Here is a 23603-nt window from a genome sequence, read left to right on the forward strand (position 1 = left end):
CGGCTAGAAATCGATGTACGTGCGCGGTGCCGCCCGCTCGCGCGGAGCGACACCGTGCCCTTAGGGCTGTAGTTGTCATGGTTATGCACACACGACGCACTGAAGACTTTCGCGAAAGGCTACTCGAAGCGGGTGTCGCGCTGTTCGCCGAAACGGGTTATCACGGCACCGGCGTCAAAGACATCGTCGAGCGTGCCGGCGTGCCGAAGGGCTCGTTCTACAACTACTTCGAGAGCAAAGAGGCATTCGGCGCGGCGATCCTGCATCACTACGCGCAGGAGCAGGCCGCTGAATGGAAGCGGTATTCGCTCCAAGCCGCGTCATCCGATCCGCTACTCGCGCTTCGCGGGATCTACGCGCACATCGTTGCCGACTACGAAGACTGTGACGACCGCTACGGTTGTCTGGTCGGCAACTTTGCAGGCGAGATCGCGCAGTCGAGCGATCTGTGCCGGCTCGCCGCGCGCACGACAGTCAATGAATGGCGTGTCGGCTGTGCCGATTATTTGCGCCGCGGCCAGGAATACGGCTCCGTGCGGCACGATCTTTCAGCTGAAGCCATGGCTGACCTGTTCTGGAACGCGTGGGAAGGCAGCCTGTTGCGAATGAAGCTGGATGACTCGGTCGAGCCACTGAGGGCTTGCGTGCATTCAATGTTCGATCTGTTTTTCAAATCCCCGCAGTAACGGTCGTCGCTGGTTTGAACGGCGTCTGGTTTCGATCCGGGCGGCCGTTTGCTTCGTTTTAAGACGACCGGTCATTTCAATGTAAGGAAAAGAGATTCAATGCAGAACTTTACGTTTCATAACCCCACACGAATCATTTTCGGCGAAGGCCAGATTGCCGCACTCGATGCGCACGTCCCGCCCAACGCGCGAGTGCTGATTACGTGCGGCGGCGGCAGCATCAAGAGCAACGGTGTGCTCGCGCAAGTGCAGGCGGCACTCGGTGAGCGCGCGTGGCACGTGTTCGGCGGCATCGAGCCGAATCCCACTTACGAAACGCTGATGGAAGCGGTTGCGCTCGCCCGTGAGAAGAACATCGATTTTCTGCTGGCGGTAGGTGGCGGTTCGGTGATCGACGGCACCAAGTTCATCGCTGCCGCGGTGAAGTTCGACGGCGAACCGTGGGACATTCTCGCGAAGCAGGCCGAGATCCGCGGCGCGATGCCGTTCGGCAGCGTGCTGACGCTGCCCGCCACCGGTTCGGAGATGAACAATGGCGGCGTGATCAGCCACCGCGCGAAAGGCGACAAGCTGCCGTTCCGTAGCGAGGCGACCTATCCGGTCTTCTCGGTGCTCGATCCGACCACCACCTATTCGTTGCCGCCGCGGCAGATTGCCAACGGTGTCGTCGACGCGTTCGTTCATATCGTCGAGCAGTACCTGACCTATCCGGTGGACGCCAGGGTGCAGGACCGTTTCGCTGAAGGCCTGCTGATCACGCTGACTGAAGTCGGCCCGCAAGCGCTTGCCGAGCCGCACAACTATGCGGTGCGGGCCAACCTGATGTGGACGGCAACGCTTGCACTGAACGGCCTGATCGGCGCCGGCGTGCCGCAGGACTGGGCGACCCACATGCTCGGTCACGAGATCACGGCGCTGCACGGACTCGATCACGCACAGACGCTCGCCATCGTGCTGCCGGCCATGCTGAGCGTGCGCCGCGAGTCGAAGCGCGCGAAGCTGCTGCAGTACGCCGAACGCGTCTGGAACATCGCCGAGGGTAGCGAGGACGAGCGTATCAGTGCGGCGATCACAGCGACCCGCGTGTTCTTCGAACGCATGTCGGTAGGAACCCGCCTGCGCGACTACCAGATTGGCGGCCAGTCAATCGGGACGCTGATCGCGAAGCTCGAAGAGCACGGGATGACGGCCTTGGGCGAACACGGCGACGTGACGCTCGACGTGAGCCGTCAGGTCTATCAATTTGCAGTCTGAAACGGGCCCGCATTCGCGCGGCTGATCACTTGGAATGGCATGATGAAAATTGGATTTGTAGGACTTGGCTCGATGGGCGCAGCGATTGCGAAAAACCTGATCGACTCCGGACACAACGTGCAGGTTTTCAATCGTAGTCCGGGCCGCGCCGAACCGCTGCGCGAAGCAGGGGCGAGCGTCGCGTCGAGTCCCGCGCAGGCGGCGCTGGGGGCCGACGTTGTGTTCACGATGGTGGCCGACGATGCAGCGCACGCAGCGGTCACGTTCGGCGAGGCGGGCATCGCCACCACGCTGAAACCCGGTGCGCTGCACATCTCGATGAGCACGATCAGTGTCTCCGCCGCGCAGGATCACGCTGCGAAGTACCGTGAAGCGGGGCTTGCCTTCGTGTCCGCGCCGGTGTTCGGCCGGCCCGATGCCGCGGCGGCGCGCAAGCTGTTCATCATGGCGGCCGGAGCCGACGAGCACCTCAAGGTTGCCGTGCCGCTTCTCGAAACGCTTGGGCAGTCGGTCGGCATTGTCGGCGACGATCCTTCGCAGGCCAATCTGGTGAAGCTGATCGGCAATTTCATGCTGTCCGTGATCATCGAAACGCTGGGCGAAGCCTGTGCCGTAGCGGGCAAGGCCGGCATCGATCCGATGCGTCTGGTCGAGCTGTTGACGAGTGCCAACTTCAATGCGCCGCCATACAAGATCTACGGCCCGCTGATTGCGTCGCAGCAATTCCAGCCGCCTGGCTTCTCGTTGCCGCTCGGCCAGAAGGACAACCGCCTGATGCTGGCGGCCGCTGAGGCACTGGGCGTTCCGCTCCCTTTGGCAAGTCTCGTCCACGACCGGTTCCTGACGTTGCGCTCGCAAGGGCTCGGCGCTGAACATGACTGGTCGGCGGTGGCGCTTTGTGCGTTGTCCGATGCCGGCTTGAGCAACGCGCTTCACGGCGGCCGAGCGTAATGGGCACGATGCCGCTCGCCATGAGCGGCATTCGACGTGTCGAACAGCGCGCGAGTGGGGATGTCGACTATGGGCGGATCCAGGCTGCTATTCCTGGCTCAGCTACGGCCCATATTCGGCTCCGCCGTCGTGTCACGCTGACGTCGTGGTCTCGCGGTTTCCTTGATCAACATCACGAACGCACTTGTGCCAATCAGACAGAGGCCCATTACCAACAGTCCGGCGGAAAACGAGTTGGTCAACGAGCGCGCGAAGCCGACAAAGTAAGGCCCTCCAAATGCCCCGATCATGCCGATACCGTTGATCATGCCGCTGATTCGGGCCGTCACTTCGGGGGGCACGAGATCGGTCGCGATCGACCAGAGTACCGGCTGCGATCCGTAAAGCGTCGCGCCGGCGATCACGAGCAGCGCCATGTTCGCGACGAACGTATTGGACTCAAAGGTCTCGCCGCCAGCCAGGAGGGCCAGGCCGGAAATGGCCAGCGGTATCGCGGAAAAGAGCCGCCGGTCCAGTTTGCGGTCGGACCAGTAAGTCAGGATCGGCATGAGCACGATCGCGAACGCGTAGGGAATCGATGAGAGCCAGCCGATGTCCGTCGGCGAAAGCCCCGGCTGTTGATGAATCACACTAGGCAGCCAGATCACGAAGCCGAGGAAGCCGGTGTTCCAAAGCAGGATCGCCGTTGCAAAGAGCCACACTGCCGGACGCCGCAACTGCGAGCCGAAGGACACTGGGATTGGCGACGGCGCTTGCGACGCGTGCCGTTTGTTTTCCGAGTCGAGGTGTTCGAGCAGTTGCGCGCGATCGGCGGTTTTCAACCACTTCGCGTTGCGCGGCGAATCGGCCACGCCCCACAGCCACACAAATACCCATACGAGCGGGAATACGCCCTCGACGATGAACAACGTGCGCCAGTCGCCGAGTTTCAGGATGTAGCCGGCGATAGGACCGCTCGCCATCGCGGCGAACGGGTAGCAAAGTTGCCAGATGCCATTTGCGCGAGCGCGCTCGGACGGCGCGAACCAGTTCCTGACGAACAGCAGGAACGTCGGGAAGATGCCGCCTTCGAATACGCCGATGGCGAAGCGAACCGCGACCAGCTCCTGCGCATTGTGCACAAACCCCTGCGCCATTTCGATCACTCCCCACAGCACCATCAGCATGGCGATCAACACCTTGCCGTGGCCCTTGTCGGCGATCCAGCCGCCCAGAACCTGCGAAGCACCGTAGCCGAGAAACAGCACGCCCGACGCAAATCCGAGAATCGAGGCGGTCAGCCCGAGCTCCTTGCCCATCGACGGAATCGCAAAGCCGATGTTGGTGCGGTCCATGAACGCGATGATAAGGGTCATCATCATTACGGGCAGTAAGCGAAACCATCTTTGCTTCATCGTCTGTCTCCATGTTTCGCGTGCACGGCGACAAGGCGGCAACTAGCCCAGCGCGACAACACGTGTTTATCTTTGTATCGCTACGTCTTGCTAACTATCCCGGCGTTGCATCGCGACGGTCTTAGCCGTCCCAGCATGCGAGGCACTGCACGAAATTCTGCTCAGGCAGCGCAAGAATTAAATCCGATCTGGCGCCGCGTTGAGCATTTGGGGCCAAACCTTCCGACTCACGTGTATCGATACGGCGCCGGTTGCCACTTCTTCCAGAAGTCGGGATCGTGGCAGATCACCAGTTCACCGCCGAAGAACTCGCACAGCAGGCGCAGCCGCGCGATCGATGCGATCGCCTGTTCCGTTGTGTGCGCATTGCCGGGCGGCGAATCGGGTTCGAGATTGGCCGGGCAGAACACGGCGTCGCCGGACATGAGCATGAGCGATCCCGACGGCAGACGCACCATCAACGATTGATGTCCCGGCGTGTGGCCCGGTGTCGTGAGCACGGCCACGCCGGGCTTGATCACCTGATCGCCGCGCAACAGTTCATAGTCGATGTCGCAATCAAAGTAGGCGCGCTCGTACGGCCGCGCGGCAAAGCTGTCTGGCTGATATGCAAAGCGGTATTCCGAACCCTGTACCAGGAAGCGCGCGTGCGGGAATAACCGGTTGCCGCCCGAGTGGTCCCAGTGGAAGTGGCTGTTGATGACGATCTTGACATCCTCCGGGGTACGACCGAGGTCGGCCAGCCGGGCGCGAATGTCGTCCCGTCGGTCATAGCGCGCGATCATTTCGGAGAAGCGCTTCATCGACAGGCAGGGATCGGCGCCGTCATCGCGTTCGCAGTCATGCGGCAGAAGGCCGGTATCGAACAGAATATGTTCACCGTCCGTCATTTCGATCAACGCGCCGGTCACGGGAACCTCGACGCGCGTGCCCATTCCGCGCCGCATCGTCAACGACGACTGGTCGTTGATCAGTGTGCCGAGGTTGAACAGCGCAACGCTTTTCACAAGCGTTTCAGTCGTGCCGGACAGGCTGGCTGACACAGTCATCGTCTCGTTCCTATTTATGGACCGCCAGGCTCCCGGTCGACGTTGCGACGAGTATGCTAGTCATCGCCCCTCAGAAGAAGTAGTCTTTACTTTCTTCAAAACATAAAATTTCTTTCGATGGACTCCCGCTATCTTCAGAGCTTTGTCTACGTGGTCGAATTTGGCTCGATCGCGGAAGCCGCCCGCCGGCTCGATCTGACGCCGGCCGCGGTGGCACAGCGCGTGAAGATGCTCGAGACGGAGTTGGGCGGCCAACTCGTGCGCCGCTGCGGACGCACGGTCGGTACGACGGAGGCCGGCGAGCGCATCCTCGAACGCGCTCGCAAGGTGCTGCACGACATCCGCGACCTGAAGTCGGATCTGGACAATCCGTCAATGCTGGGTGGGCAACTGCGCCTCGGCGGCATGGGAACGATGATGACGAGTCTGATCCCCGTCATGCTTGCCGAACTGCTGGCGCGTCACCCTGGAATCGACTTTTATCTCGAGCCTGGCACCTCGCACGACCTGTACCGGAAAGTGGTCAGTGGTGATCTCGATGCCGCGGTCGTCGCACGACCGCCGTTCAATCTACCGAAAAGTTGCGACTGGCACACGTTCAGGGAAGAGCCGCTCGTGCTCCTGACGCCTGCCGCGATGAAGGTGACGGATCCGCACGTCACGTTGCAGACGGAACCGTTTCTCCGTTATGACCGCAATGTTGTCGGTGGGCAACTCGCCGAGAGCTACCTGCGGCAACATGGCATTACGCCGCATCAACGCTGCGAGCTCGACGGGCTCGGCGCGATTGCCGCGTTGGTGGACCGCGGTCTCGGCGTTTCGCTCGTGCCCGACTGGACGACAAAACCACCTGCCGATCTATCGCTTGCCAAATGGCCGCTGCCGCATCCCTTTCAGAAGCGCGTGGTCGGGTTGATATGGGGACGCTCTTCGGTGCGGATCCGGCTGATCCAGGCTTTTTTGCAAGTGGCCCTGGAATTCAATAGTGGCTAAGCGGCACAGTGCCGTTGCAAATTTATCGTAAATGCAGCCTCGTCGATATCGCTATAGAATTGACGCGGCCCAACCGTGAATGTCGATGATTCGCGGGCCAGTAGGGCCGTTTCGCAACTCTCTAGTCGATACACTTTCAATGTCCCATAGCACTCGCCGGCCCACGGGCCGCGCTTCTTTTGGTCGGCGTCACCTGAGCAAGGAGATGCTGCTCCCAATGACGAGGCGAGCTGCCTCTGAGATCTCGCTTGCAAATCACCTTGCGCTTGCGGTCTGCCGCAAAGGGCAAGGAAACGCTCATCTGATCAGTGAGTTGAACAGAGCCGTCTATCTGACGTACTACTTACAAGAGGTCGGATTCGGTAATGCATCTGTCGATTTGTATCGGCGTGCCGAGACTGCATTGGATCAAGCTGCTGGCAGGGCACAGCGTGACGGCGTGTGGCAAGTCAGTGCGGAGGTCGCGAGTATGCTTGAGGAAATCCTCGCCATTCACGATCAGCAACTGACGGCGGCTGCGACCCGACACGTGATCGAGGCCAAAGCGCGATTTGCCAGGTTGAACAGAAGCAACCTTCGTTCGCCAGTCTCGGAAGACGCACGGCCGACTGATCGCCGCGACGACTCCGGGTTCAACGTTTCCGCGACCGCCAACAGGTTGCAATAGTCCGGCAGGGAACGCGCTCCGTAGTAGCCAACCATACGGGGCTGCCGTTCCCGCGCCGCGCTGCGGCGTTCAATTGGCGCTGGGTGCCGTTGCCGTTGCCGTTGCTGTTGCGACGAGTGCCGGCGCCGCAGCCGCTTGAGCCAGTTCATCGCTCGACCATCCACCGCCGAGCGCATGCAGGAGTTGCACGTTCGCGCTCAACTGGCGCGTCTGGATATCGAGCACGCTGCGTTGTGCTTCGAGTGCGACCGTCTGCGCCTGCACGACATCGAGGTAGCCCACCACGCCCTGGCGATATTGACGCAACGCGAGGTCGACCGAGTACTGCGCGGCGTTGGCTGCATCCCGTTGCTCACCCAACGCAGTGCCGAGATACGACAGCAGGGCAAGGTTGTCTTCAACCTGCTGGAATGCAGACAGCACCACGCCGCGGTAGCGTTCTCCCGCTTCTTCGGTTGCCGCCTTGGCGGAGTCGAGTTGCGCACGACGGTACCCGCCGTCGAACACGTACTGCACGATCTGCGGGCCGACCGCCCAGAACAGATTGGGCGCGCTAACGAGGCCGGCGTACGCTGCGCTTTGCACACCGCCCTGCAAGCTCAGCATGATGTCCGGGAAGTAGGCCGCCCGTGCGACGCCAATCTTTGCGTTGGCCTCGGCCACCCGGCGTTCCGCTGCAGCGACGTCGGGCCTTCGCTGCAGCAGCGTCGACGGCAGGCCGGTTGGAATCGCCGGCAACGCGATGGCGGCGGTCTGGGGCGGCAGGCTGAATTCTGACGCAGAGGTTCCGACCAGGACCGCGATCGCGTGTTCAATCAGTGCCCGTTGCGCCAGGTTCTGCGACAGCTGCGACTTCGCCGAGGAAAGTTGCGTCTGCGCCCGGGAAACGTCGAGGCCCGACACGATCCCGCTGTTGTGCAACGTTTCAGTGAGTTGCAGCGCCTTCGTATACGCCACGACAGTCTCGTTCAACAACTCGGTTTGCTGGTCGAGGCCGCGCAAGCGGAGGCAACTGTCCGCGAGTTCGACCTGCAGGCTCAGCCTGACCGAGGCCAGATCGGCCTGGGTCGCCTGCGCCTCGTCCTTGCCGGCCACCACGGAGTCGCGCACGCGGCCCCAGAGGTCGAGGTCATAGTTGATTTCGCCGCCAAGCGTGACGGAGTTGTAGTCGTTCGGGCCGCCAGCGCGCAACGGCCGGGTGTCGGACTGGCGATCGCGCTGCGGCACAGCGCTCACACTAATCGACGGATACAGTCCCGATTCGACCTGCGCCACGAAGGCCTGCGCTTGCGCATAGTGTGCGTACGCCGCGCGCAAGTCGGTGTTGTTCGCCAGCAGACGTGTTTCGAGATCGTCGAGCTGTGCGTCGCCATACATCTTCCACCAGCCGTTGCGGTCGATCCGGTCGGCGGGCTGTGCCGTGGTCCAGGGGCCAACGGTCTTGTATTGCGCTGCGACCGGCGTCGGCGGGACCTGATATTGCGGCGCGAGCGAGCAGGCGCAGAGCGCGACGACACTCGCGAGAAGCGTCGGAAGTCCATACTTAACCATGTGCGGCTGCCTTCTTGTCGGTCGCTGTCGCCACTTGCACGCTGTCGCCGTCAGCGAGTCCGTCGGGCGGTGTATCGATCACGCGATCCGTTGCGGCGAGCCCTGAGCCGATCTCCACCGAGTCGCCCAGGTCGCGGTTGATCTTCACCTGTTTGAACAGCACGTGACCGTTCGCGCCGAGCGTGGCGACCACGACGCCGCGGCTATCGAAGACGAGCGCGCTGGCCGGTACACGGAGCGAATCGGCGGAAGCGGGCAGGGAGAATTTCAGGCTGGCGAACCCACCCGGCAGCAGCTTGCCGTTGGCGTTGTCGACCAGCAGTTGAACCAGCGTCGTTCCCGAGCTCGAATTGACCGAGTCTGCCGCTGCAATCACGCGCGCGGTGAACTGCTGGCCGGGATACTCGGGGACGGTCAGGATGGCGGTCGTGCCGTCGTGGATCGCCGGTGCGTAGTTCTGCGGCACCTGGACATACACGCGTAACTGCTTGACGTCGGAGACTGCGAACAGCTCCTGTCCGACCCCGCCGCTGCCGGCGTTGACCAACGCGCCGACGTCGGTATCGCGGGCGGTCACCACGCCGTCGAATGGCGCGACGATGCGCGCGAAAGCCTTGGTGGCGACGAGGCGGTCCACGTTGGCCTTCGCGGCCGCGACGATCGCTTCCTTGGCGGTGTAATCAGCGGTGCGCTGATCGACATCCTGCTGGGCGACGGAATCGGTGCCGCTTAGCGCTTCCCAGCGCTTCGCGGTCGTACCCGCGACCAAGGCATTCGCCTGCGCACTCTGGAGATCCGCGCGCGCTTGCAATAATTGCTGGTCGAGCTCGGGCGTTTCGATTTCGGCGAGTACCTGGCCCGCTTTGACCGGCGCGCCGATGTCGACACTCCATGATTTCAGATAGCCGCTGACCTGCGCGAAAATCGGCGCCCGCGTAAATGCTTCGAGGCGGCCGGGCAGCTGCAGCGAGGGGCCGTTGGCGTCGCGCAAGGGCTGGATCACGTTGACGGTCGGTATGGCCTGGGCGTCGGTCCAGGTTTTCAGTTTGCGGGCATCGGCGGCTCGCAGCGTCAGGCCGGCGACGACGATGCCTAAGACGACCAGCAGGCCGACCACGCCTGCTACCAGAAGCGGGCGGCGCGACGATGTGTTAGTGGGAAAAGTAGATTCAGACGACATGAGCGGGACCTCCCGAGACGGATGCCGGGGTAGCCGCGCGCCCGGGGCGCGCGTGCACGATACAAAAAATGACGGGGACGAGGAACAGCGAAGCGGTGGTGGCAAACAGCAGACCGCCAATCACTGCGCGGCCAAGCGGCGCGTTTTGCTCGCCGCCTTCGCCGAGGGCGAGCGCCATCGGCATCATGCCGATGATCATGGAGAGCGCGGTCATGAGCACAGGGCGAAAACGCGTAAAGCCCGCTTCGAGCGCGGCCTTGAACGGGTCGCCGTGGACGGCAAAACGTTCGCGGCAGAAACTGACGACCAGAATCGAGTTGGCCGTCGCCACCCCCATGCACATGATCGCACCGGTCAATGCCGGTACCGAGAGCGTCGTGTGGGTTGCGAACAGCATCCAGACGATACCCGCCAGCGCGGCAGGCAACGCGGTCACGATCACGAACGGGTCGGCCCACGACTGGAAATTGACCACGATCAGCAGATAGATCAACACCACCGCACCTAGCAGGCCGAACAACATGCCGGCAAAGGCGCTGTTCATCGTCTGCACCTGGCCCAGCAGCGCAACGGCGGAGCCCTTCGGCAAGGTGCTGGCGTTGTCATGCACGATGCGCTGGATATCGGATGCCACCGCGCCGAGGTCGCGGCCCTGGGTGGTCGCGAAGATCTCGACCATGGGCTGGATGTTGTACTGGCTGACCACCTCATTGCTGCTGGTGCGCTCGACTGTCGCCAGACCACCGAGGATCTGGGCGGTGCTTCCGCCGCTGGCCGTGATCGGCAGATTTTGCAGGGCGGCGAGCGAATCGAGGCTGTATTGCGGCGTTTGCATCACGATCGGATAAGACACCCCGTTCGCGTTGTTCAGCCAGAACGTGGGCGCGACCTGGCTGGAACCCGCGAGGTTCACCACCATACTGTTCGTCACGTCCCGCTCGGTGATGCCGAGCAATTGCGCGCGTGTGCGGTCGACATCGACGTTGAAGGTCGGGTTGCCGTGCGACTGCTCGATCCGCGCATCGACCACACCCGGCACATCGCGAACCTGGCGCAGCAGACGGTCCGCATACGCGAAGTTGGCGTTCAGGTTATTGCCGCGAATCTGCAGGTCGATCGGCGCCGGCGAGCCGAAGTTCAGGATCTGACTGATGATGTCCGCCGGCGGGAACGAAAACGTGACGCCCGGGAATTCTCGCGGCAATCTCTCGCGCATGACGCGAACATACTCGTCGGTTGGACGATGGCCTTCGTTCAGCGCGATCTGGATGTCGCCGTCCTGCGAGCCGACCGTACCGGTGTTGTTGTACGCGGTATTGATGCCGCTGACCGGCAGGCCCATGTTGTCGACCACGGTGCCGAGGTCCGCGGGCGGAACGATCTGGCGGATCGCGCCTTCGACATCCGCAAAGATCTGCGCGGTTTTTTCAACGCGAACGCCGACCGGTGCGCGCACATGCATCAGGATTTGTCCGGAATCGACCGAAGGGAAGAAGTTGCGGCCGAGGAACGGCACCAGCGCGAACGAGAGGACGACAAAGCCGAGGAAGCCACTGACGAACGGACGCCGGTGGGTCAGCGCGAGTTCGAGCAACCTGCGGTAGGCGCTGCGCACCTTTTCAAAGCGCGCTTCGAAGCCGCGCTGGAAACGCCCGAGCGGACCGGGGCGCTTCGTGTCCTGGGCGTGCTCGTCCTGCACATGCTGTTTCAGCAGGTATTTGGCCATCGTCGGCACAAGGGTTCTCGACAGGATGAACGATGAGATCATCGCGAAGATCACCGCTTCAGCCATCGGTACGAACAGGAACCGCGCGACGCCGTTCAGGAAGAACATCGGCACGAACACGATGCAGATACACAGCAGCGAGACGAACGCCGGCGTGACGATCTGCGCGGCGCCGTCGAGAATAGCCGTCTCCACCTCCTTGCCATGCTCGAGGTGCCAGTTGATGTTTTCGATGGTCACCGTGGCATCGTCGACCAGAATCCCCACCGCTAACGCGAGACCGCCAAGCGTCATGATGTTCAACGTCTCGCCGAGCGCGGACAGCGTGGCGATGGAGCCGAGGATTGCGAGCGGGATCGAGGTTGCGATGATGATTGTCGAGCGCCAACTGCCAAGGAACAGCAGGATCATCAGGCTCGTCAGCACAGCCGCGATCACCCCCTCGCGCGCCACGCCGGTAATCGCCGCGCGTACGAACAGCGACTGGTCGCCGATGGGCTCGATCTGCAGATTATCGGGCCATGACGCCTTACCTGCTGCAATCCGCTCCTTGATGCCGGAAATGATGCCGAGCGTCGAAACCGAACCGTTCTTGAGCACCGACATCAGTACCGAGCGCCGGCCGTCGACGTGCACGATATTGGTCTGCGGCGGGCTGCCGTCGCGCACATTCGCAATGTCACGAATATAGACCGTGGTGCCATTGGCCGCCTTGACCGGCAGATCGCCCAACGCCTTGATTTGCGACGGTGCATTGTTCAGTTGCAACGTGTACTCGTAGTCACCGATCTTTTCTGTGCCGACCGGCGTAATCAGGTTCTGGCCGGCAAGCGCATTGGCGACATCCTGTGCGGACAAGCCCCGCGCCTGGAGTGCCGCCGGGTCGACGTCGATTTGCACCTGACGTGTCTTGCCGCCGAACGGGTAAGGAATCGCTGCGCCTGCGACCGTCGTGAGAATCGGGCGCACCGCATTCAGGCCAAGGTCACCGAGGTTCTGTTCAGAGAGTCCCTTGCCGGATAGCGCCAGCTGGATGATCGGCACGGTCGACGCGTTGTAGTTCAGGATCAGAGGAGGCGTCGTACCTGCAGGCAACTGCCGCAATTGAGTTTGCGCAACCGAAGTCACCTGCGCGTTCGCCGTGCTGATATTCACGCCCGGCTGGAAGAAGATCTTGATGATCCCGAAGCCGGCGACCGATTCCGCCTCGGTATGCTCGACGTCGTTCACAGTGGTCGTCAGCGTGCGTTCGAATGGCGAGGTGATGCGGCCGACCATCTGGTCCGGCGGCAGACCCGTGTACTGCCACACGACGCTGATCACGGGAATCCTGATATCCGGAAAGATATCGGTTGGCGTCCTCATCGCGGACAAAGGACCGATGATGAGGATGAAGATCGCCAGGACTACGAAGGTGTAGGGTCGCCGAAGGGCGATACGGACTAGGCCGAGCATGAGAATTCCAGAGCTTGGGGTAAAACGTAAGAGTGTCTTGGCGGAGGCTAGCGCGGCGTGCGATGACGCGCAGCCGTGTGCTTGTACCTGCCACAAGCACAGGACGCGCTTGAACTGCCGGCATATTCGAACGCGACGGAATACTGGATAGGGCTGCGCATAATCTGCATTTCTTGAGAATTGCTCTGCTGCTTACGATCAGTCAAAAAGCTTGCGCGCATCTTTCAATTGCCCGGCGTTTGGAAGAGAAAGACATGCGCAACGAAGAGGGTTGCCTTGGCCACATGCCGATGTGCTGCAACGCAACTCAAGCGCGAATGTACACAAAGCTCGGCATTCCTGCTGAAGGACAAATAAGACGCCAGGCACGTGTGAATGTCAGCCGGGTTCATTTCGCTTTGACCACACCTACCGGGAATACCTTGTCATTGCTGGACAGAGGGATGTCTGGAAAGAACCGGACACAGGCGCACGAGCATCGCTTCCTGCGCACGCTAAACCGTCGGCTTTTTTTATTACCAATTGTTCGAGAGGTCCACATGCGCTCTGGACACCTGCGCCAAGTGGCATAGGAAGAACTAACTCCTATTCTGGAGATGAGGTCTTCACGTCACTGTCACATCATTCGAGATGAACGTGACGATAAACGCGACGTTTTGCACAAAACAGTTGTGCGGAAAACAAGTGGACCAGCAAGTGATTTTCACGCCCGCGAGCCGGTCGTCGATCGGCGGCGAGCGCCGCTTTCAATCGCATGCCGACCTCCTTTTCCATTTCGAAATGTACAAGGGCAACGTTGCCTGCGGGCCGCATAGATTTGCTGGATTGAAGATTCAGTAATGGATAAGGGGCGAAGGAAAGTTTAGCTAACCGTCGCGTAACTCAAGGCGTGGGAGCGCGTCCTACACTTCAGTCCTTGCCTGATTCCGGAGTGCTCCATGGCACCGCGACCCTCCCTTGCGATCGACTCTGTACGTGGCTTCGAATTGACGGGCGACGGTCAGTATTTGATGTTGAAGGCCAATCAGACCTCCAGCATTGCGTTGCATTGCTCAGTCATGCACGAGTTGCTGGCGGCCTTGTCGAACGCTATTGGCGTGTCGGAGCGGATTCGCAGCAAGAACAAGAGTGTGAAATTCGCGATGCCGTGTGAGGCCTGGGAGATCGGCAAGGACGCCGGCGCGGCAGCCCATCTGATTCTTACATTCCGTCTGCCCGGCGGCGCGGAACTGTCGTTTCGCATGCAACGCACTGAGGCTGCACACATGACGGAAGTCCTGGCGCTTGTGAGCGGCATCGCAAAGATCGGTGACTTGTCCGCCATCACGGTGCAATAGCGCTCGCGTCTGAATCGCCGCCCTCGATCGATATGCGACACAGCGTATTGCAGTCGGGTCTCCACGTTGTGTCTCTATCATTTGGCTTCCCTTTGCATGCTTGTTCAAATTTCAACTACACGCGGTAGCAGGGCGGTGACTGTCGTCGGCTTGAGTGTGGCAGCGATGTCGGCCCACGCGAGCGACTCGTTCGTGATTCGCGATATCCGGCTCGAAGGATTGCAACGCGTCGAACCTGGTACGGTGTTCGCCTATCTGCCCATCAAGCAAGGCGACACCTTCAGCGACGACAAGGCATCGGAGGCCATTCGCGCCCTGTATGCCACGGGCTTCTTCAACGACGTCAAGATCGCGACCGAAGGCAACGTCGTCATCGTGCAGGTGCTGGAACGTCCGGCGATCGGCACGATCGACTTCGCCGGCATTCACGAGTTCGACAAGGAAAACCTGACCAAGGCGCTACACGCCGTGGGTTTGTCGCAAGGCCAGTACTATGACAAGGCGCTGGTCGACAAGGCCGAGCAGGAACTGAAGCGCCAGTATCTGACGCGCGGCTATTACGCGGCCGAAGTCACCACCACGATCACGCCGATCGACCGCAATCGCGTGGCGGTGCTGTTCTCGGTGGCTGAAGGTCCGAGCGCGAAGATCCGCCAGGTCAACTTCATCGGCAACAAGGCGTTCAGCACGGGCACGCTGCGCGACGAAATGCAGTTGTCCACGCCGAACTGGTTCTCGTGGTACACGAAGAACGACCTGTATGCGAAAGACAAGCTGACCGGCGACCTCGAAAACGTCCGCTCGTATTACCTGAATCGCGGCTACCTCGAGTTCAACATCGACTCGACCCAGGTGTCGATTTCGCCGGACAAGAAGGACATGTACCTGACGGTCACGCTGCACGAAGGCGAGCCGTACACGATTTCGAACATCAAGCTGGCGGGCAATCTGCTCGACCGCGAGCCGGAGCTGGCCAGGCTCATCAAGATCAAACCGGGTGACCGCTTCTCGGCGGAAAAGCTGCAGGCCACCACCAAGGCGATCGTCGACAAGCTGGGCGAATACGGCTATGCGTTCGCCACCGTCAATGCGCAGCCGCAGATTGATCAGGCCAACCACAAGGTCGACCTGACGCTGCAGGTGGACCCGAGCCGTCGCGTCTACGTGCGCCATATCAACGTGGTCGGCAACACGCGTACCCGCGACGAAGTGGTGCGCCGCGAAATGCGCCAGATGGAGAGCTCGTGGTTCGACTCGAACCGCCTCGCGCTGTCGAAAGACCGGATCAACCGTCTCGGCTACTTCACGGATGTGGACGTGACCACGGTGCCGGTCGAAGGCACGCCGGACCAGGTCGATATCGACGTCAAGGTGACGGAAAAACCCACGGGCTCGATTTCGCTGGGCCTGGGCTACGGCTCGGGCGAGGGGCCCATTATCTCCGCGGGCGTATCGCAGGACAACGTGTTTGGCTCGGGCACGAGCCTCGCACTGAATGTGAACACCTCGACGACCAACCGTACGTTGACGGTCACGCAGGTCGATCCGTACTTCACGATTGACGGCATCAAGCGTATCACCGACGTCTATTACCGCACGACGGAGCCCTTGTATTATTCGACCGACTCGAGCTTCCGAATCATCACGGCAGGAGCGGACCTCAAATTCGGCGTGCCTTTCTCCGAGGCGGACATGGTGTACTTCGGCCTGGGGTTCGAGCAGAATCGTCTGGATATCGATGCCAATACGCCGCAGAGCTATAAGGATTACGTCACGCAATTTGGCCGTGTCTCCAACAATGTTCCGTTGACGGCGGGATGGTCGCGTGACGACCGCGATAGCGCGCTTGTTCCAAGCCGGGGCTACTATACGCAAGCCAATGCCGAATACGGCACGCCGCTGGGTGATACACCGTACTACAAGGCAGACCTCCAGGCGCAATACTATTATTCATTCGCGCGTGGCTTCGTGCTTGGCCTGAATTTTCAGGGCGGCTATGGCAATGGATTGGACGGCAAGCCGTATCCGATCTTCAAGAACTACTACGCGGGCGGTATCGGTTCAGTGCGTGGGTATGAACCAAGTTCGCTCGGCCCGCGCGACGCGACCACCAACGATCCCATCGGTGGCTCGAAGATGGTCGTCGGCAACATCGAGCTGACCGTTCCATTGCCCGGATCCGGCTATGACCGCACGTTGCGCGTCTTTACCTTCCTCGACGGCGGCAATGTCTGGGGCAGCGAAGGCAGTAGCATCGGCGCGAACGGATTGCGCTACGGTTATGGGCTGGGTCTCGCCTGGATCTCGCCGATCGGTCCGCTCAAGCTGAGCCTGGGCTTTCCGCTCGTCAAGCACGCAGGCGATCAGTATCAGAAATTCCAGTTCCAGATAGGCACATCGTTCTAAGGCTATCGTCGGACCGCTCTGGTCGATCCCTATCGTCACGTTGCCTCACACGATCCGTCCCGCGTTGGAAGCGCCCGATCGCCGATACGTCCGGCAACGGAACGTAGAATGGCGATGAAATCCTGCATGGGCTGCGACGGCAATTCGTGCTTGCGCGTGACGATACCGTAGCTCGTCATGGTCCGGCTGATGGGAACGGGCAGGTGCCCGAGCAGACCCTTGCTTACATATTTTTCGACAGCGGCACGCGGCTGCAGCGAAATCATGTCGGTCGCCTGCAACAGTTCCAGTGTCGAAAAGATTGAAGGCGTTTCCACCATGCCCACTGGCGCGGGAATGCCCGCGCCGGCGAACGTTTCGTCGAACAGCTGCCTGATAGCCGTTGCTTGCGGATAGAGGATCCATGGCCACGCGCCAAGATCGGCCAACTCGAGCCGCCGCCGCTGCAGCAACGGATGATGGTGTCCGACGACTACCCAGACCGGTTCCCCGGACAGCACCTCGAAGTCGAACAGTACTTGGTGGCGCGGCTCCGTCAGACGGCCGACCATCACGTCCAGCTTCCTCTCTTCGAGCCAGATCGCCAGTTGGTCACTGCTTTGCTCGACCAGTTTGATGACCAGTTGCGGCCGCTGCTGGCGGATCTCCCTGATGCCGGTCGTCACCACCTGAGCGGCCGAAGCCGAGATAGCGCCCACGGTGAGATGACCGTAGCCGCCATCACTCAAGGTGCTGAACTCGTTCACGAACTTGCCCAGATCGGCGACCGCCGTGGTCGCATAGCGCACGGACAATACGCCGAGATCGGTTGGGCGCATCTCCCTGGGTAACCGTTCGAACAACCGGGCCCCGAACATCGATTCGATGTCACTCAGGATTTTTGTCGCCGCGGGCTGGGTGATAAGCATCTGTTCGGCTGCGATGCGTAAGTTGCGCGTGCGTCCGAGGGCATCGAGCAGTTGAAGATGTCTGAAGCGCAGCCTCGCCAGGACGCTCGAGGTACGCACCGTAAATTGTCTGGACATGGGGTAAACACGCAAGAACTCATAACCGGATGGAATCGATTGTACTGAATAAGAGATTGGATGTTTATTGGTCGGCTGCCTAAAGTTGCAGCTGAGCGAATCAACGCGCGAACCGGCGGCAAGCCGCGTGCGCCAGACAAACTTCAGTGGAGACAGACATGACATCCCCGCTTTCACTCAGCGTAACGGACACGCTTCCGTCGGACGGGTTGTCCGGCACGCTTGTCGGCCGCGCCTGGGTTCCTGCCACGAATTCAATGCCCGCAGGTCCCGCCGTAGTCGTTTTGCGCGCCGATGGCGTGTTCGACATTTCCGACGCGGCACCAACCATCAGCAGCTTGCTGGAGCGGGAAGATCCGGTCGCGACAGTGCGAGCCGCGAGTGGCCGCTGGATCGGCAAGCTGGACACGATCATCGGCAATACCGCCGATGCAACGGGCGGCGCGGCGTGCAACCCGGAGCGCGCCCGTCTGCTCGCGCCTTGCGATCTGCAGGTCATCAAAGCAGCAGGGGTGACCTTTGCGGCGAGCCTGATTGAACGAGTGATCGAGGAGCAGGCCAAGGGCGACCCGCAAGGCGCGGTGCGCGTGCGAGAGCAGATCAGGTCGCTCGTCGGCGATAGTCTCACCAGCATCCGACCGGACTCCGCCGAGGCGCGCGAATTGAAGGCGCTGCTGATCGAGCAGGGACTATGGTCCCAATACCTGGAAGTCGGAATCGGCCCTGACGCGGAAGTCTTCACAAAAGCGCCGGTGCTGGCGGCTCTAGGTACGGGCACGGAGATCGGGCTGCATCCGAATTCGGTCTGGAACAACCCGGAGCCGGAAATCGTGCTGTCGATCGACAGTCGCGGCCGCGCGCTTGGCGCGACGCTGGGCAACGACGTCAATCTGCGCGACTTCGAAGGACGCAGCGCGCTCCTGCTTGGCAAGGCGAAGGACAATAATGGATCGTGCGCGATTGGCCCTTTCCTGCGGCTTTTCGACGAGACTTTCTCGATCGACGACGTGCGCCGCGCGACGGTCGATTTGCGCGTCGAGGGCAGCGACGGTTTTGTCTTGCGCGGCGCGAGTTCGATGGACCAGATCACGCGCGACCCGCTCGATCTCGTTTCGCAGACGATCAGTTCGACCCATCAATACCCCGATGGCGCGCTGCTGTTCCTCGGAACGCTCTTTGCGCCAATCGAAGACCGCGACGCCGCTGGCGCGGGCTTCACACACAAGCTGGGCGATATCGTGAAGATTTCGAGCCGGCAGCTCGGCACGCTGGTCAACCGGGTCAACCACAGCGATCGCATCGAGCCGTGGACCTTCGGCGTGCGCGCGCTGATGGCGAACCTTGCGGCACGAGGACTACTCGGCACAGCCTCTCTCTGATCACCTACGAACCCGCTCTGATGCGCCATAACAGACCGGCATACCCGGCTTCCTCAAGGAGACAGATGAGATGCAGACTCAACACGGTACGCAAGACCCGTTGGAAAGCGCGGTGCGCAAGGCGCGCCTGCGGCTCGCACCCTTCCTCGCGCTGATGTTCGCGCTATCGATGCTCGACCGTTCGAACGTCGGGTTTGTCAAACAGGCCCTTCAGGTCGATTCCAACATCGGCAACGCAGCGTTTGCACTCGGGGCCGGGATCTTTTTCATCGGCTATGCCGTGTTCGAGATCCCGAGCAATCTGATGCTGCATCGGGTGGGCGCGAAGCTCTGGTTGAGCCGGATCATGGTCACGTGGGGGCTTGCATCGGCGGCCATGATGTTTGCGCACAACGAGGCCTCGTTCTATACGCTGCGCTTCATTCTGGGCGTGGCCGAAGCTGGTTTTTCGCCTGGCGTCATTCTCTATTCCACATACTGGTTCCCTGCACGCGAACGCGGCAAGGCGCTAGGCATCTACTACTTCGGTTTGCCAGTGGCGCTCGTGCTGGGCAGCCCGTTGTCAGGTTATTTGATGGAAGTCATGGGTGGCCGCCTCGGGTTGCACAACTGGCAATGGATGTTCCTCATCGAAGGTCTCGCTGCGTCAACGGTCGGCATCGTCGCGTTCTTCTATCTGGTTAGCAAACCGCGCCATGCGAAGTGGCTGACGTCAGCCGAAAAAGACGCGCTGGAAAACGCCATTGCAGCGGAAGACCGGCACAAGGTCGCGCATGGGCCGGCTACTGCGCTGAGCGCGCTGCGCAACTGGAACGTGCTTCGCTTCGTATCGATTTACTTCGCCATTCAGGTCAGCGTATATGGCGTCATCTTCTATCTGCCGACGCGGATTTCGGAGCTGACCGGTACCGCCATCGGCTCGAAGGTCGGCTTTCTGACCGCCATTCCCTGGTTGTGCGCACTCATCGCACTGCGCTTTATCACCGGCTACGCGGACACGAGCGGGAAGCATCGGCAACTCGCCGTCGCCATGCTGGCGGCGGCCGCGGCAGGCATAGCACTGTCGACCCTCGGTACTCACATCGGACCCGTGCTCGTCGCATTCTGTATCGCGACGGTCGGCTTCGTTGTCGTCCAGCCGCTCTTCTGGACCTTGCCGACGGCCTATCTGAGCGGTACCGCGGCAGCGAGCGGTATTGCAATGATCGGCGCGCTCGGCAATCTCGGCGGCTTCATCGCGCCGACATTAAAGACGGCAGTGGAGACGCTCTTTCATAGCCCACGTGCAGGCATGTTCACCCTGGCGTTTGCAGGTGTCGTCGGCGTGCTCCTGCTTCTGAGCATCGGCTTGCATTCACGCCGCGTAACCGAAGCGCCGATTGGCTCGCCCGAAGCGACGCTGCGCTAGGCACAGGCAGGCACGCTGCACACGATTTAACCGGAAATTCACATGAGCATTCTCGGACCTCATTACATCGGCGGACGACGCAGCGCTTGCGCATCGATCAATGCGCTCGTCGGCCTTGATGCCGTAACGGGCGAAGCAGTGCGCGCAGCGCAGATCGAGGAGGCTACGTCATGATATTCGACGCGGAAAACGCAATGGCCGATCCTTCGGCAACCGTTGAGCCGATCGTGCAACTGCATCCAGTTGACGATGTCGTCATCGCGCGGCACCAGCTTGTCGCGGGCATGCGCATCCGCGGTAGTCTTGCCGTACGCGGGTTGATCCCGGCGGGTCATAAGCTTGCCGTCCGCGCTATCGAGGCGGGCGCGCCAGTGCGGCGCTACGGTCAGATCATCGGCTTTGCGACGCGTGCCATCGAAGCCGGGGAGCACGTCCATACGCACAACCTTGCGATGGGCGACTTCGATCGGGACTACGCGTTCGGCGCAGATGCGAAGCCGGCGTCGACGGTCGCAGCGGCAGCACGGTTCATGGGCATCGTACGCGCTGACGGACGTGTCGCAACGCGTAACTACATCGGCATTCTGACATCGGTTAATTGCTCCGCAACGGCGGCTCGCGCCATCGCAGATTACTTTCGTCGCGATATTCATCCACAAGCGCTTGCGGACTATCCAAACGTTGATGGCGTGATCGCGCTGACGCACGCTCAAGGCTGCGCGATCGATTCCGAAGGCGAAGCGCTGGAAATGATCCGGCGCACCCTCGGTGGTTATGCCCGGCATCCTAATTTCGCCGGCGTACTGATCGTCGGGTTGGGCTGCGAAACCAATCAGATCGATCGGCTTGTGCAAAGCCAGGGTCTTACGCCCGGCGCGGCACTGAAGACGATGACCATTCAGGCGACCGGCGGCACGGCGCGCACGGTGGCGGCGGGCATCGAACAGGTCAAGGCGATGCTCGGGGAAGCGAACAACGTGCGGCGCGAGCCCGTCGATGCAAAGCACCTCGTAGTCGGCTTGCAATGCGGCGGCTCAGACGGCTACTCCGGCATTACCGCAAATCCGGCACTCGGCGCGGCAGTCGATCGTCTGGTCTCGCACGGTGGAACGGCGATTCTCTCCGAAACCCCCGAGGTCTACGGCGCCGAACATCTATTGACGCGCCGGGCCGTGTCACGTGAAGTCGGCGAAAAGCTCATCGAACGGATTCACTGGTGGGAAGCTTACTGCGCGCGCATGAATGCCGATCTGAACAACAATCCATCGGCCGGGAACAAGGCCGGTGGGCTGACAACGATTCTGGAAAAGTCGCTTGGCGCCGTAGCGAAAGGCGGCACGACCAATCTCGTCGACGTCTACCGGTACGCCGAACTGGTGCGTGCACACGGTCTCGTTTTCATGGATACGCCGGGCTACGATCCAGTTTCGGCGACCGGGCAGGTCGCGGGCGGGGCAAACCTGATCTGCTTTACGACCGGCCGCGGCTCCGCCTATGGTTGCGCGCCGTCGCCATCGTTGAAACTGGGAACCAATACCGCTTTGTGGCAACGCCAGGAAGAGGACATCGACCTGAATTGCGGGTCGATTCTCGACGGCGAACGAACCGTCGATGAACTCGGTGAAGAAATCTTCCAGCTTATGCTTGCGACCGCATCGGGCCAGGCATCGAAAAGCGAGATTCACGGATATGGCCAGAATGAATTCGTGCCCTGGCAGATTGGCGCCATCACATAAGGCGGTGTTTGCGTTTCCTTTGGCTTGACTAGCGTAAGCCATCCTGGATGAGCCTAGTTCGACTGCGTAACCCCGTACGCGTTAGGCTCCCGCTTCTTCGGCGGCACGATCATTTCGATTTTGCCGACGAGGAAGATATACGAAAGGATGCCGACAACGGCGACGATCGAGACGTACCACATCGCATAGTGGAAGTTGTGCGTGCGCTGCAGGATCATGCCGAAAACGATGGGCGTAGTAATACCGGACAGATTGCCGAACAGATTCAGGAAGCCGCCCATCGTACCGATGAAATTGCGAGGAATGACGTCCGTAAACACGACCCAGCCGAGATTAGCGACGTTGTTGCCGAAAAAGGCCAGTGAGAGGATTCCGATCGCGATGACGGGCTGGTTCTCGAAAAAATTGACGGTGACGATCATGGCGGTCAACACGAGGCCGATGATCACCGGCAACTTGCGCGCGACCGTGACCGATTTGCCCTTTTTCAGAAGGCTGTCACTGAGGAAGCCGCCCGCCAGCATGCCGACCATCGCCATGAGATAGGGAATGGATGCGCCCAGTCCCGCTTTGGAAAGCGTGAGATTCAATGCCTTCTCGAGGTAGACGATGAACCATGTCATGAAAAAGATCAGCGTCGAGTTGTAGGCGAACTGCGTGATGAACAGGCCCCAGACAGTTTTGTTCTTGAGGAAGTACAGGATGTCGTCTTTCTCGACCACGGTGCTGACCGTGGATTGATCCTGAGATCCGTAGCCACCACCGGCCTTGATAAGATCGAGTTCGGCCTGACCGGTTTTCGTGCTGTCTTTGGGGTCACGATAAACGATCAACCAGTAGACCCCAAAGACGAGCCCCACTCCACCCGTTGCATAGAACACCATTTGCCAGCCGTAACGGCTCGTCAGAAAAGTCAGGACGGGTGTGAACAATGCAAGCCCGATGTATTGCGAACTGATATAGGTCGCTGTCGCTCGTGCGCGTTCGTTCTTTGGAAACCAGTTTGCGACGATCTTTGTATTCGAGAGATACGAGGGCGCTTCAGCGAGGCCAATCAGGGCCCGGCAGACCAGCAGCACCGCAAACGAGGCGCCCAGGGTCGCGAAAAGATGATGGGAAGCCAAGCCCATCGCGAGCGTACATGTGCTCCAGATGACTATCGCACTGCCGTATAGAACCCTCGAACCGATTCGATCAAGGAGATAGCCCACGGGAAGCTGGGCAGCCGCATAAGTCCACGTGAACATCGAAAAGAGCAGGCCGAGCTGGGTCGGTGAAAGGCCGAACTCCCCCTGGATCCTGCTGCCCGCGATCGAAAGATTCGCACGATCCATGTAGTTGATGGCCGTGACTACAAATAGTAAAAAAACGATGAAATATCGGGTCTTTGTTGTTTTCATGATTTC

19 protein-coding genes are annotated in these 23603 nt (G+C 60.9%); 12 read left to right on the plus strand and 7 right to left on the minus strand.

Annotation, left to right across the window (positions count from 1 at the left end):
- Positions 1-77: 77 nt before the first annotated feature.
- The 3 genes from PQR32_RS07525 to PQR32_RS07535 all read left to right on the plus strand — a co-directional run bounded on the left by PQR32_RS07525 (position 78) and on the right by PQR32_RS07535 (position 2891).
- Positions 78-686 (plus strand): TetR/AcrR family transcriptional regulator, encoded by a 609-nt coding sequence (locus tag PQR32_RS07525; protein ID WP_408223840.1) that lies wholly within the window; start codon positions 78-80, stop codon positions 684-686.
- A gap of 99 nt (positions 687-785) precedes the next feature.
- Positions 786-1940 (plus strand): alcohol dehydrogenase, encoded by a 1155-nt coding sequence (gene yqhD, locus PQR32_RS07530; RefSeq protein WP_408223843.1) that lies wholly within the window; start codon positions 786-788, stop codon positions 1938-1940.
- Positions 1941-1979: 39 nt separating this feature from the next.
- Positions 1980-2891, plus strand: a complete 912-nt coding sequence (locus tag PQR32_RS07535; RefSeq protein WP_408223846.1) for an NAD(P)-dependent oxidoreductase — start codon at positions 1980-1982, stop codon at positions 2889-2891.
- Positions 2892-2989: 98 nt separating this feature from the next.
- Here the strand turns inward: PQR32_RS07535 and PQR32_RS07540 are convergent, their stop codons facing one another.
- Positions 2990-4285 carry an MFS transporter gene (locus tag PQR32_RS07540; protein WP_408223849.1) on the minus strand — a complete coding sequence of 432 codons (1296 nt, stop codon included), beginning with the start codon at positions 4283-4285 and terminating at the stop codon, positions 2990-2992.
- 227 nt (positions 4286-4512) lie between these two features.
- Entirely contained in the window at positions 4513-5334 is an 822-nt protein-coding gene (locus tag PQR32_RS07545; protein ID WP_408223852.1) for an N-acyl homoserine lactonase family protein, read from the minus strand.
- Positions 5335-5451: 117 nt separating this feature from the next.
- On the opposite strand from PQR32_RS07545, the gene PQR32_RS07550 reads away from it, so the two are divergent.
- Positions 5452-6327 (plus strand): LysR substrate-binding domain-containing protein, encoded by an 876-nt coding sequence (locus PQR32_RS07550; RefSeq protein WP_408223855.1) that lies wholly within the window; start codon positions 5452-5454, stop codon positions 6325-6327.
- 205 nt (positions 6328-6532) lie between these two features.
- On the plus strand, positions 6533-6994 hold the full coding sequence (locus tag PQR32_RS07555; protein WP_408223858.1) for a hypothetical protein: 462 nt from the start codon (positions 6533-6535) through the stop codon (positions 6992-6994).
- A 69-nt stretch (positions 6995-7063) separates the two neighbouring features.
- On the opposite strand, the gene PQR32_RS07560 is transcribed toward PQR32_RS07555, so the two are convergent.
- Genes PQR32_RS07560 through PQR32_RS07570 form a run of 3 tightly spaced genes read right to left on the minus strand, consistent with a single transcriptional unit; the run spans position 7064 to position 12906 of the window.
- A complete protein-coding gene (locus tag PQR32_RS07560) occupies positions 7064-8545 on the minus strand; it encodes an efflux transporter outer membrane subunit (RefSeq protein ID WP_408223860.1) in 1482 nt (493 codons plus the stop codon).
- Positions 8538-9725, minus strand: coding sequence for an efflux RND transporter periplasmic adaptor subunit (locus PQR32_RS07565; protein WP_408223862.1), 1188 nt, complete (start codon positions 9723-9725; stop codon positions 8538-8540). The genes PQR32_RS07560 and PQR32_RS07565 overlap by 8 nt, the downstream gene beginning before the upstream one ends.
- Positions 9715-12906 carry an efflux RND transporter permease subunit gene (locus tag PQR32_RS07570; RefSeq protein ID WP_408223865.1) on the minus strand — a complete coding sequence of 1064 codons (3192 nt, stop codon included), beginning with the start codon at positions 12904-12906 and terminating at the stop codon, positions 9715-9717. Before PQR32_RS07570 ends, PQR32_RS07565 begins: the two co-directional genes overlap by 11 nt.
- Positions 12907-13079: 173 nt before the next feature.
- Between PQR32_RS07570 and PQR32_RS07575 the strand changes: the two genes are divergently transcribed.
- The 3 genes from PQR32_RS07575 (at position 13080) to bamA (ending at position 16649) form a co-directional block, all read left to right on the plus strand.
- A complete protein-coding gene (locus PQR32_RS07575; RefSeq protein WP_408223868.1) occupies positions 13080-13478 on the plus strand; it encodes a hypothetical protein in 399 nt (132 codons plus the stop codon).
- Between the two features lie 366 nt (positions 13479-13844).
- Positions 13845-14243, plus strand: coding sequence for a hypothetical protein (locus tag PQR32_RS07580; RefSeq protein ID WP_408223870.1), 399 nt, complete (start codon positions 13845-13847; stop codon positions 14241-14243).
- A gap of 165 nt (positions 14244-14408) precedes the next feature.
- Positions 14409-16649, plus strand: coding sequence for an outer membrane protein assembly factor BamA (gene bamA, locus PQR32_RS07585; protein WP_408223873.1), 2241 nt, complete (start codon positions 14409-14411; stop codon positions 16647-16649).
- A 35-nt stretch (positions 16650-16684) separates the two neighbouring features.
- On the opposite strand, the gene PQR32_RS07590 is transcribed toward bamA, so the two are convergent.
- Positions 16685-17674 carry a LysR family transcriptional regulator gene (locus PQR32_RS07590; RefSeq protein WP_408224039.1) on the minus strand — a complete coding sequence of 330 codons (990 nt, stop codon included), beginning with the start codon at positions 17672-17674 and terminating at the stop codon, positions 16685-16687.
- Between the two features lie 158 nt (positions 17675-17832).
- On the opposite strand from PQR32_RS07590, the gene PQR32_RS07595 reads away from it, so the two are divergent.
- From PQR32_RS07595 to PQR32_RS07610, 4 genes are all read left to right on the plus strand, one after another.
- The gene (locus PQR32_RS07595; protein WP_408223876.1) at positions 17833-19053 is read left to right on the plus strand and encodes a fumarylacetoacetate hydrolase family protein; all 1221 of its coding nucleotides are present in this window, start codon (positions 17833-17835) and stop codon (positions 19051-19053) included.
- Positions 19054-19123: 70 nt separating this feature from the next.
- Positions 19124-20461 (plus strand): MFS transporter, encoded by a 1338-nt coding sequence (locus tag PQR32_RS07600; RefSeq protein ID WP_408223879.1) that lies wholly within the window; start codon positions 19124-19126, stop codon positions 20459-20461.
- 42 nt (positions 20462-20503) lie between these two features.
- Positions 20504-20635 (plus strand): hypothetical protein, encoded by a 132-nt coding sequence (locus PQR32_RS07605; protein ID WP_408223882.1) that lies wholly within the window; start codon positions 20504-20506, stop codon positions 20633-20635.
- Positions 20632-22197, plus strand: coding sequence for a UxaA family hydrolase (locus PQR32_RS07610; RefSeq protein WP_408223885.1), 1566 nt, complete (start codon positions 20632-20634; stop codon positions 22195-22197). Before PQR32_RS07605 ends, PQR32_RS07610 begins: the two co-directional genes overlap by 4 nt.
- A 53-nt stretch (positions 22198-22250) precedes the next feature.
- Here the strand turns inward: PQR32_RS07610 and PQR32_RS07615 are convergent, their stop codons facing one another.
- The gene (locus PQR32_RS07615; RefSeq protein ID WP_408223888.1) at positions 22251-23597 is read right to left on the minus strand and encodes an MFS transporter; all 1347 of its coding nucleotides are present in this window, start codon (positions 23595-23597) and stop codon (positions 22251-22253) included.
- Positions 23598-23603: the final 6 nt, after the last annotated feature.

The organism is Paraburkholderia dipogonis, assembly GCF_046027395.1.
Lineage (GTDB): Bacteria > Pseudomonadota > Gammaproteobacteria > Burkholderiales > Burkholderiaceae > Paraburkholderia > Paraburkholderia dipogonis_A.